Origin of the sequence: Aquimarina macrocephali JAMB N27, assembly GCF_000520995.1 — a bacterium.
GTDB classification, from domain to species: domain Bacteria; phylum Bacteroidota; class Bacteroidia; order Flavobacteriales; family Flavobacteriaceae; genus Aquimarina; species Aquimarina macrocephali.
In genome coordinates, this window is sequence record NZ_JACA01000001.1 from 138,394 (window position 1) to 150,253 (window position 11,860).

Here is an 11,860-nt window from a genome sequence, read left to right on the forward strand (position 1 = left end):
TCCTAATTATCACAAGAATACATAAAAAAACACCCTCAAAAACATGAGGGTGTTTCTATAATTTGGCTAATTCTAAATTTCTTATAGACCAGCGGTTCTCCAAGTCCATGTAGAAATGTCTACTTGAGTACCTGTATTATAAGGATCCGTCGTAGTAGCATCTGCTCCGTCAATTTGTACATTAGATAAAGCTCCACCATCTTTCATATCAACATTGGTTGCGTATCCACTCAAGAAGATATTAGTGATAGTTGCCCCAGATTGTTTTTTAAATTGTAGTGCAGTACCATTTTGCGTAGAGATAGCAGTAAAGTTTATTAATTTAGGGTTTTCATTAGCTCCATCGGCTTCTAATGCAGTAGAGAATCCAGCAATGGTATGAGAAACATATGTATTTGTTACTGTACCGTTCCATCCTTCTGTCCAGTCTACAGCATCATCAGAATTGTTTTCTAAGTAAAGATTTGTAGCAGATACTGTTCCTCCAAAGAATTCAACTCCATCATCTGCTCCATCAACAACGGCTATATTTTCTACAACTGTTCCTGATCCTACAGCGTAAAAAGAAACGCCATTATACTGAGAGTCAGGATTGATCTGAGCACCTGTTCCCTTGATTACCAAGTATTTTACAGATCCCGAATTATCAGTATCACTTGTACCTCCATAAATAAATCCACCTACTTCTGCAACTGCATCTACACCAGCTGTTGTAGTAGCTTTACCACATATAGTAAGACCACCCCAATCACCAGGATTACCATCTTTAGAAGACATTACTACTGGATTAGCAGCAGTACCTTGAATGTCTATTTTACCTCCTTTTAGCACTGCGATATATACACTTACTCCTCCGGCTCTAGCAGTAATTTTTGTCCCTGCAGGAATTGTTAGTGTAACTCCATCCTGAACTAATAAAAATGATTCTAGCTCATAAGCTACAGATGCATCTAAAGTTAGATCACTAGTTAAAGTCCCTCCTAATTTACCCGAAAGGCTTAATTGTGCTCCAATCCAAGTCCATCCTGTAATATCTACAGTAGCAGCAAGGTTATAAGCATTTGCAGGATCCGCAGTAGCACCATTTATGTTCACATTAGTTAAAGCTCCACCATCTTTCATATCTACAGAAGTTTTGTATCCTGCAAGCGAAAGACCTGTGATAGTAGCTCCTGATTGTTTTTTAAATTGTAATGCAGTCCCACTACCTTCAACTGCTTGAAAAGTATTTACTGCAGTAAGGTTATTGATCTTAGGACTTTTGTTTTCTCCATCGGCTTCAACTACAGTAGAGAAACCATCATTTGTATGAGCAACATAAGCATCATCTATAGTACCATTCCAACCTTCTGTCCAATCAATAGCATCATCATTGTTATTTTCTAGATAAAGATTTTTAGCAGATACTGTACCTCCAAAAAATTCAACTCCATCATCTGCTCCATTAATTACAGCAATATTTTCTACAACAGTTCCTGATCCAACAGCATAAAAAGAGACTCCATTATATTGAGCATCTGGATTAATTTGAGCACCAGTTCCTCGAATCACTAAATATTTAACAGATCCAGAGTTATCAGTATCATTTGTACCTCCATAAATAAATCCTCCTACTTCTGCAACTGCATCTACACCTGCTGTAGTAGTAGCTTTACCACATATAGTAAGACCACCCCAATCACCAGGGTTCCCTTTTTCAGAAGACATAACTACCGGATTAGCAGCAGTACCCTGAATATCTATTTGTGCTCCTTTTAATACTGCAATAAATGATTCTGTACCACTAGCTTTAACCAAGATATTAGTCCCGGCAGGAATTGTTAGTTTAGTACCTTCTTTAACTATAAAGCTACCTGTTAGTTCATAAGTTGTACTTGCATCTAATATAAAATTTTCTTCTAATTCTCCATTCATTTCTCCTTTTTTAAGCTTATCTGCCGTAGTTTCTACAGAAGGAGGAGTAGGAGCATCATCATCACTACTACAAGACGAAAACACAAATGCACTTAAAGCAAGAGTAATCGTGCTGATTTTTAAGACTAACTTTTTCATTTTGTTTTAATTTTTGTTCGTATTTAATTTTTGAGTATTCTAAAATGTATAATTAAGGCTTAGACTTATCGTACTTCCTTTTTTATAAGAAAGTATTGTTTCTTCTACCTCGTTAACTGGGTTGTTATTAGAATCAAATCTGATTCCGGCTTGATCCTCTTGGGCTATTAGTTGGGTTTGTTTAATTTTAGGATTTAACAGGTTTCTAGCTGTTAATTTGACTTTGAGTTTGTCATTGATTTGTTTACTAAGGATAAGATCCATTGTTACAAATCCATTTTCAATGATTTCTTCGTTGTATAAAGTTTCTTTATTCGCCACATCATCTGGAGAACCTAATGCAAATATTCTATCTGAAGCATAGTTACCTGTTAGGGTAGCGATGAATTCCTTTTCTTTTTGATTAGAATAACTTAGAGATCCATTTACGATCCAATCTGATGCGCCTTGTAATCCAGATTCGGTTTTATTTTTATATCTAAACTCTTCAAACTGACCGGCATCTCTATCTTCTCCTTTAAGATCTTGTGAATGCCACATACGAGTAACATTAACATTTAAGTTCAGGTTTGCTTTATCTTCAATTTCAATAAGATTAACTCGTCCTTCAAGTTCAATACCATATATATCTGCTTTTTCTGCTGTATTGAAGTAAGAGAACACTCCTGCAGCTCCCCTGGTTTGTGCCAAGTTAATTGGATCTTCTATTTTTTTATAGAAACCTGTTAGTGATATTAACTCCTTAGATGTTGGAAAAAATTCCCATTTCAAATCATAATTATAATTAGTCGAAGGCTTTAGATTAGGATTCCCTCGTGTTACCCTACCTGTAGGAGAAACATATTCGAAAGGTGCTATTTCTTTAAATTCCGGTAATGTAAAAGTTTGACTGGCGGCTAAGCGAATATTGTGTTTCTCATTAACTTCATACTTAAGACTCATACTAGGTAATAGATTAGTATACTCGTTAAAAATGAAATTATCACTACCAGAAAAGTTGGCTACATCAAAGAAAGGTACATCTAATTGATCCTCTTCATATCGAATACCAAGATTAGCAACTAATTTTTTAATCCGAATATCAAAATTAAGGAAAGCCGCTTGTTCTTCTAATAAAGCTTCATATGTATCATTCTGATCTCTCGGAATAAAAGTCCCATTATCTACATTTTGAAAATTTAAACCTTCGTCTAGGTTATCCAAAGAGCTAATTGATAATCCTATATTACTTCTAGAAATAGCTAAGCCATTAAATCTGGATTCAAAATCTCTCTCTTTTTTTCTATAATTAACTCCAATATCAAATTTTGCAGAATAGAACTCACTATCAGTTATTGTTCTATTATATTTAAGGAATCCATTTATTTCTTTATCTTTAATTTCTTGAGATGATTTTCGTTGTTGAAACCCTCCTGTATTACCAAACCTAATATCATTTTCTCCATAAATGTTAAGTTCATTTCTAATACGATTAGGCTCATCTGCATTTACAACATTATAACCAATACCCCAATCCAGCTCGTCCTTCTCTGTAATACTATGACTACCAAATAATTGATTAATAAAAAGAGTGGTTTGTCTAAACAATTGATCTCTTACAAATTGAGATGCATTATCCGCAACTGGTGTTTCTTCAAAAATACCGGCTTTGCCTCCTCTACCAAATTCATTAAGTTGATCTTCTCCTTTATTAATGAATAGAGAATTGAATTTCAGTTTAGTGTTACTGCCTATCCGATATGCTAAATTTAGAAGTCCTGTTGTATTCGTAGTACTTGTAAAACGTTCGGCATCCGGAATAGTATCGTTAACAAAGTTTGCTCTGTATTCTTTAAACTCTCCAATCCTTTGTTGATTGGATTTTGAATATGATCCTGTAAAAAACACAGATAAATTATTTCCAAATAACTCTATTTTTTCTCCTGCTGTAACAGAAATACCAAAATTAGCCGGAGTATTTGATGTCTCTGGATTCCAGCTCTCTTGTGTTAGAGCTGTTTCTGTATTTAGGTTACTAGAATAAAATCCTAAGGTTGTATTATTAGTGTTTTGTGTACTTCTAAAATTGCTCCATGTATCACCATCAATAACATTCGTATTCACACCTCCGCTTATACCTATAGTTAGCTCTCCATTTCCAGAATATTCTTTGGATACTATATCAACATTTCCAGAGGCCTGATCCCCATAAAACAATGAAGAATATGTTTTACTTACTCCAATATTTTGAATGATATTTGCGGAGAATAAGCCTAAATCGATATTTTTTCTTTCAACATCTTCAGAAGGAACAGGCAATCCATTCATTGTTGTAGAAAGGTAACGATCTCCAAGACCTCTAATAAAGATATCTCCAGATCCTTCTACTTTATTAACCCCAGATATTTTTGCTGTAGCGGCAGCGGCATCAGATATTCCTTGTTTTGATAACTGTTCTGCTCCAATACTTTCTTTAATTTGTACTGCTTGTTTCTGTTCTAAAAGCAGGGCTTCTTCGCGTTCACGATTGGTAACTACTTTTATCACAACTTCTTCTAGTGCTGCTGCTGTAGCTCCCATAGTAGCATCTACCACCGCTACTTTATCTGCTTCTACTACTACATTAGGTATTTCTACCGTTTGATATCCTGTAAAACTAAACAATAGCGTATATGTCCCTACAGGAACTCCTGTAATTTCATATAACCCATCAAAATCTGTAGACGCTCCTTTGGCAGTACCTCCTACAATTACATTAGCAAAAGGAAGAGGTTGATTGTTTGATTCTTTATCTAATAATTTTCCGGCAATAGTCCCGGTTTCTTGTGCAAAAATAGCTCCTACAAAAAATAGCGCTAGTACTGTAAATGTTTGTCTCATTATATGTTTTCAAAATCTAATACAAATAAATACGGTTTTACAGTAATTGATTTTACCCCACTATTATGGTTAGTTTAAGGGAATGTGACGTAGGAAAAATGAAAAAAAGGTGAAGCCTGTAGGATTCTTGAGGGAATTTGCCCCTAGGATTTACACTATTAAATTGCCAATAAACTACTGAATCATAAGGTATACTCGAATCAAATAAGGCATACTGATCTATATCATATTTTGAGCCTCAAATATTAACGGCGATACAAAATCTATTTTTTATAAATTATTAGAGAATTGTTATGAAGGTGTTAAACCGAGTAAATTTATAGAATCTGCCTTAACACTAAGATAAAACACCATAGCGAAATATGAGATTCTAAGATTAGTTTTCTTTACGTTTTTAATCTTTCAAATCGATTATTAACTATTTGTATATTGTTTATTCTGAAATATACTAAAAAAGAAGCCTGGCGATTAGCCAAGCTTCTATAATTCAAATATTTAATATGGGGTATTATATTATAAACGAGTCCAATCTGATGTCCAGGTATCGCCCTCTTGTAATGCTCCGGCATAGTTAGCAGCATCAAAGAATGCTCCTAATGTAGAAGGGTCAAAATTATCTACACCATCTACCGCAGCAGTATACGTATAGGTTCCTCTAACACCAGTAATTTCAAAACCAGTTGGTATAGCAGTACCAGCACTATTAAATGGGGCACCAGAACCATCTATCGTGAAATTATTAAAAGTTGCAAAATCTGCCAAATCCACAGTTGCACCACCATGATCCAAATCGAATGATTTTGCATTATCAATGATAGAATTTTTAACAATTACTTCATTATTATTAAGATTGATCAATGTTTGATCATCATCAACTTCAATTCCTTTTCCTGGGAATGCTTTGATTATAGCATTGTACATTGTTACTTTGGTTCCTGCTCTAAATTCAATTCCTTTATTTTCGCCATCACCATCTTCTGCACCGATTAGCGTAATATTAGATAAAGTAGGGTTAGAGAATGGAGCAGCATCAGGAGTAGAAGACAAATTATCTGCTTCGATTCCTTTATCTCCTGCAGCAGAAGTTTGCTGTGCGATCCAGAATTGCCCATTTCCTATCCATCCATCTGTCCAATCAAAAGAATCATCTCCCGCACCAGTTACAATAGCATATTTTAAATTTACGGTTCCGCCAAAAAATTCTACTCCATCATCATTTCCATTAAAAGCCTGGATATACTCTAAAGTAGTTCCATTACCAACACCATATAATGAAAGTCCGTTATATTCTGCATCATCATTAATTTTTCCTCCTGTATATTCTAAACGCACATAACGCAATATCCCCGAGTTATCTGCCGGATCAGTTCCCCCGTAGGTAAGGTTTGCTACTTCTGTAGTTGCTGTAGTACCTCTATTGATAGGAGCTTTACCAGCCAATAATAATCCTCCCCAATCTCCAGGATTAGGAGTAGATTTATTAGAAGTAAATACGATAGGTTGTGCTGCAGTACCTTCTGCAATGATTTTTGCTCCTTGCTCGATAGCTAAATATGAGAATACTCCTCCTACATCACCTGCGATAATTTTTGTTCCAGCTTCGATAGTTAATGTCACTCCATCTACCACTGATACACCTCCTCTTAACTCGTATACTTCGCTTGATTTTAACGTAGTATTTTGCGTAATCTGACCTTCTAATATTTCGGTTCCAGAAGTATCTCCTCCAGAACCTCCCTGGTTGATTGTGATATCTCCAATATTATCTTCCTGTATAGTACAAGCACTAAATAAAACTGCTGTTCCTATTAATATTCCCGTAAATAATTTTTTAGTTTTCATTTTATATAATGATTAATTTTAGTTGTGTTTTCCGTTTATAATTAAAGTTTAAAAGTAACTCCAAGGCTAAAGTTGATTCCATTATCAAATTTGTAGGTAGTAAACTCTTGACCTAAGTCTTCTTGATCCTGATATCGTTCTATAGATGGGTTTAATAAATTTTTAGCTTTAAGGCTTATTTCGACATGCTTTCCTATCTCATCTTTAAAATTAAAGTTTAGCACTCCGAATCCTTTTTCAAAAATATCTCCTACTCCATTTCCACCAGCAGAATACACTCGATCTCCAAAAATGTTAAAATCCAAAGCTGAAGTAATTTTGTGATTCCCAAATTCTTTGGCATACACTACATCTGCATTTACCAGAAAAGGAGAAGCACCTTGTAATTGTCTTTCTACATTAGTTGGAGCAATATTAGACCCATTAAACGTTGTAATTGTTGGGTCAATTTCTACCTGTGTATACATTATTGTAGTATTAACACCAAAGTTTAAGCTGTTCCAGATTGTTTCTTCTACTTTAAAAAGATTACCCAGGTTCTTTCTATATTCTAATTCTGCTCCAAAGATTACAGCATTATCAGAATTGATAAATGTGTTTACATTTGAAGCTGATGCTACATATACTTTTTCGATTGGGTTTTCGATATATTTACCAAATAATGTGGCTGCTACCAATTCGCCAGTCTGCTCGGGAAAATGTTCCCATTTGATATCAACATTATAGTTATCAGAATTACTAAGAATAGTATTTCCCAGAGTAGCTTCGGTAACATCTTCATCTAAGAAAGGTGCTATTTCTGTAAATTTTGGCAGTGTAACTGTTTTACTAGCTGCAAAACGAAGGTTTGATGTTGAGTTTAATTCATATTTTAAACTTATACTAGGCAGGATAAACGTTTCATCAATCTTTTGTGTTTTAAAAGGAGACGTTTCTAAATCCTGTTGTTCTCTATAAAATATATTTTGCTCAAACAATTCTGCACGAACACCTCCATTGAAGGTTAATTTCTCTGTGAATGCATATTGTAAATTTGCATACCCTGCAATGGTTAATAAATCTGCTTCGTAAATTCTTGTTGGATTAAGATTTTCTAAAACAATGTACTCTCCGTTAAGGAAATTAGTTTCGTTTAGTACTGCATCCGGATTATTAAAATCTACATTTTGATTTACAAGACTGTTAAGGTTGTAGTTTAACTGATTAGATTCAAAATCTCTATCTTTTGATCTTGCTGCTAATCCAACAGTAAGTGCATTTTTAAAATTATCATCTTCATCCTTTCCAAAATTAATATCAAAATCAATCTTACCAGAATAATCATTTTCATTTAATTCCTGATAAAAACGTTGATTGTTTGCCAAATCCGGACTTGTACGATTTCCTAAAACAAGGTTTCCATTTTGCAACTCTGTAAATACCAATTGACGTCTGTCTGGTATTAGTCCCTTTGCTTTATTATAAGCAACTCCCCAATTTAGCTCATATTTCCCTTCGTTAAACCTATGTTCTCCCGTAAGTTGTTGTGTAAACAGGTTATTTTGTTCATAGGTTCCTCTTCTAAGGCGAATACCAACATCTGTATCTTCACTACTAACACCATCTGTAAATTCTCTAAGTTCATCTTCGGTATCATTAACAAATAAGGTAGTTGCAAGAATCTTATTGCTACTATTCCAGCGGTACCCTAAACTTCCTAATAGTGTAGTGTTGGTAAAATATTCATATCGATCTACATTTTTAAAATTTCCTAATCCAGTAATACTTTCTCCCTGAGAGTTAAAAGCAGCTTGGTTACCTCCCAAAGCAGTTCTATGGTTTTGACTAAACGATCCAGTCACCAATACATCTAATTTCTGATCTTCTGCAATTGTGAAGGTTTTACCCCCTGTAATACTCATACCCCCATCTGGAGCATTAAATTTTTTAACAGGATTAAAAGAAGTACTAAAAGGATAGTAATCTATTTCTGTACTATTGTAATTGTAGTTCGGGATGTCTAAGAAAACAGGAACTCTTCTTGATCCATCATCTAATCCCCATTCATCGTATTGCCCACCATTAAGTAAGAAAAAATCATTACTAACAGCATTAGAATTTACTCCCGAACTAAAACCAACTTCTAAAAAACCTTTTCCAGGACGGTCTTTGGTATCGATATTTACACTTGCTCCAGCAAAATCACCATAGATATCTGGAGAATACGTTTTATAAATCCCTAAATTCTCAACTATATCGGTTGGAAATATCCCAAGGTCAATAAGTTTTAACTTTGGGTTTAATGACGGGATAGGTAATCCATTTAAATAGGCATTGTTATAACGATCTCCTAATCCACGAACATATAATTTATCACTCTGCCTAGAAATACCTGTCGCTTTAGTTAAGCCTGTAGCAACATCACTTACTCCTTTTTTAGAAAGTTCTTGCGCTCCTATCTTTTGTTGAATAGTCACCGCATTTTTTTGTTCTAATAAAATAGCTGCTTCAGATTCTTTTTTGGTCGTAGTTTTAATTACAACTTCATCTAATGCAGCTGCACTTGCTGCTATAGAAGTATTGACTGTAGTGGTTTCATTTGATTTTACGATTACATCTTTAATGTCTAAAGTTTCATACCCTACAAAACTAAACTCTAGTACATATGTTCCTGGCTCCAGGTTTTCAATAGTATATAAACCATCAAAATCTGTAGTCGTTCCTTTGGTTGTTCCTTTAATTAATACATTAGCAAAAGGTAAAGGTTGATTATTAGATTCCTTGTCTAACAATGTTCCGGTAATCGAACCGGTTTCTTGCGCGAAGAGTATTCCTACAAAAAATAACGCAAAAAGTGTAACAATTTTTCTCATTTAACTTGTTCTGAAATTCCCGGCAAAGAACGACAGGCAGTGTTAAATCTGTGTTATTCAAAAATTAATTATGTGTCATATTAATGTTAGAAAATTGTTATCTCGCATTGTTTATTGAATGTTTTCTCAGTGTTAATTCTATGTTAGAATCGCATACAAACCACTGTAAATAAGAAATTAACACTAATAAAACTCTTCCTGAAAAAGATTCATTTTATTGTTAAGAAAACATATAACGAATAAGCAATGTAAAAAAAATTATAACCTTTCTGAGATAGAAAAATCAAATCAAAGAAGTAACACTATTCTTTTTTGAAAGTTTTAAAAACAAAAAAGACCTCCGATTAAGGAAGTCTTTTCTGTTTATTTTTTTGTGGTAAAATCTAATTTTTATAATTCACAACTACATTGTCTTTACCCGACCAAGTTGTTACATCAGCGATTTGATTTTTATTATAATTTACTTCAGATAATTTATCTGCATTCCAAAAAAACCATTTCCCTGTTTTTACTCCATTATTATATTGCCCCATGGCAATTTTCTTCCCTGTAGCATCATACGATTTCCATTCTCCATGAAGTTTCCCTTCTTTATTATAGAAACCCTGTTGTCTTACTGTTCCGTCTTCAAAATAAAATGTACCTTTAATTTGATCTCCTTGCTTTTCAAAAGTCGGCTTTACATCCTGAGCCATTGCGGTTGCAGAAAACAAAATGGCCATTGCTACTATTATCTTTTTCATGATTTTAAATATTTTAGATTATTTGGGATGTCGACTTATATTATAAAAGTAGTGCTTATTTTACATTTAAACAACATTTACGTAACATTAAATTAACATTAATCTTGTAAGATAATGACTATCAATCATTTAATCAATGTTAAATTTATAGTTCACAATATTTAAGATTTCTAATCTAGCTATCTATTCAGCTTTGTTTTTGTAAAGTTAAGACTCGTACTAATCTAGATAACAGCGTAGAATCAACAACAATGATTGGTAACATATTTTAGTTTAATTTAGTGCCTTATTTCATAGTTTTGACTGGCTTAGTTCTATGTATAATTCTAGAATCATACTATAAATGAATAAAAAGAAAAAGCTTATTGAGGTCGCTATTGTTTTCTTTAAATTAGGTTGTTTTGCTTTTGGTGGTCCTGCAGCGCATATTGCTATGATGGAGAACGAAGTAGTTGATAAAAGAAAATGGATGGATAAGCAACATTTTCTGGATCTTATCGGAGCCACAAACCTGATTCCTGGCCCTAATTCTACCGAAATGACGATGCATTGCGGTCATGAGCGTGCCGGAATTGCCGGTTTATTTGTCGCCGGAGTCTGTTTTGTTTTTCCTGCCGTAGTTATTACAGGAGTTTTGGCTTGGTTCTATACTTCTTATGGGCAGTTACCAGAAGTAACTCCTTTTATTTCAGGAATTAAGCCAGCTGTATTAGCCATTATTTTATCGGCAATTCTAAAATTAGGAAAGAAAGCATTAAAAAACTGGGAATTAGGTACTATCGGAGTTTTAGTGCTAATTTTTAGTTTATTGGGAGTAAATGAGGTTATTGCACTGTTAAGTGCAGGTCTTTTTGGAATATTATATTTTTATTCTAAATCGAAATTAAATACCTCCTCTAAATCTGTTGCTCCGTTTTTTATATTTAAAATTTCTACACTTACGTTTATTAAACTTTCTTCTATAAAAGTTCTTTGGACATTTTTTAAAGTTGGTGCCATATTATATGGTAGTGGTTATGTTCTGTTTGCATATCTGGATGCAGAATTAGTGACAAAAGGGTGGTTGACCAGACCAGAATTGATAGATGCTATTGCGGTAGGTCAATTTACACCTGGCCCTGTTTTATCTACTGCGACCTTTATTGGGTATCAATTAGCGGGATTTTGGGGAGCCATAGCTGCTACTTTAGGAATTTTTCTTCCTTCTTTCCTTTTCGTATTACTTCTTAATCCATTAGTTCCCAAAATGAGGAAATCAATACTGCTTAGCTATTTTCTCGATACTGTAAATATTGCAGCCGTAGCCATCATGTTATCGGTATTATTTGTAATGTCTTTGGATACTTTAATCGATTGGAAAGCAATAAGTATTGCCATAATAAGTACTATCATCATTTTTGGAATTAAAAAAGTAAATCCTATGTGGATTATACTCGGCGGATCACTTCTCGGTTACATGTTAAGTCTTATATAGAATCACTTTTAATGATAGCTTAAAGTTTTGGTAACATA

6 protein-coding genes are annotated in these 11,860 nt (G+C 33.8%); 1 reads left to right on the forward strand and 5 read right to left on the reverse strand.

Annotated elements, in window-relative coordinates; translation table 11 throughout:
* Window positions 1-81: 81 nt before the first annotated feature.
* From Z054_RS0100685 to Z054_RS0100705, 5 genes are all read right to left on the reverse strand, one after another.
* The gene (locus Z054_RS0100685) at window positions 82-2,052 is read right to left on the reverse strand and encodes a hypothetical protein (RefSeq protein ID WP_024768180.1); all 1,971 of its coding nucleotides are present in this window, start codon (window positions 2,050-2,052) and stop codon (window positions 82-84) included.
* Between the two features lie 39 nt (window positions 2,053-2,091).
* On the reverse strand, window positions 2,092-4,911 hold the full coding sequence (locus Z054_RS0100690; RefSeq protein ID WP_024768181.1) for a TonB-dependent receptor: 2,820 nt from the start codon (window positions 4,909-4,911) through the stop codon (window positions 2,092-2,094).
* Window positions 4,912-5,424: 513 nt separating this feature from the next.
* Window positions 5,425-6,753, reverse strand: a complete 1,329-nt coding sequence (locus tag Z054_RS0100695) for a hypothetical protein (protein WP_024768182.1) — start codon at window positions 6,751-6,753, stop codon at window positions 5,425-5,427.
* A 41-nt stretch (window positions 6,754-6,794) separates the two neighbouring features.
* Window positions 6,795-9,605, reverse strand: a complete 2,811-nt coding sequence (locus Z054_RS0100700) for a TonB-dependent receptor (protein WP_024768183.1) — start codon at window positions 9,603-9,605, stop codon at window positions 6,795-6,797.
* A gap of 383 nt (window positions 9,606-9,988) precedes the next feature.
* On the reverse strand, window positions 9,989-10,348 hold the full coding sequence (locus Z054_RS0100705; protein WP_024768184.1) for a toxin-antitoxin system YwqK family antitoxin: 360 nt from the start codon (window positions 10,346-10,348) through the stop codon (window positions 9,989-9,991).
* A 343-nt stretch (window positions 10,349-10,691) separates the two neighbouring features.
* On the opposite strand from Z054_RS0100705, the gene chrA reads away from it, so the two are divergent.
* Entirely contained in the window at window positions 10,692-11,822 is a 1,131-nt protein-coding gene (gene chrA, locus Z054_RS0100710) for a chromate efflux transporter (RefSeq protein ID WP_024768185.1), read from the forward strand.
* Window positions 11,823-11,860 lie beyond the last annotated feature (38 nt).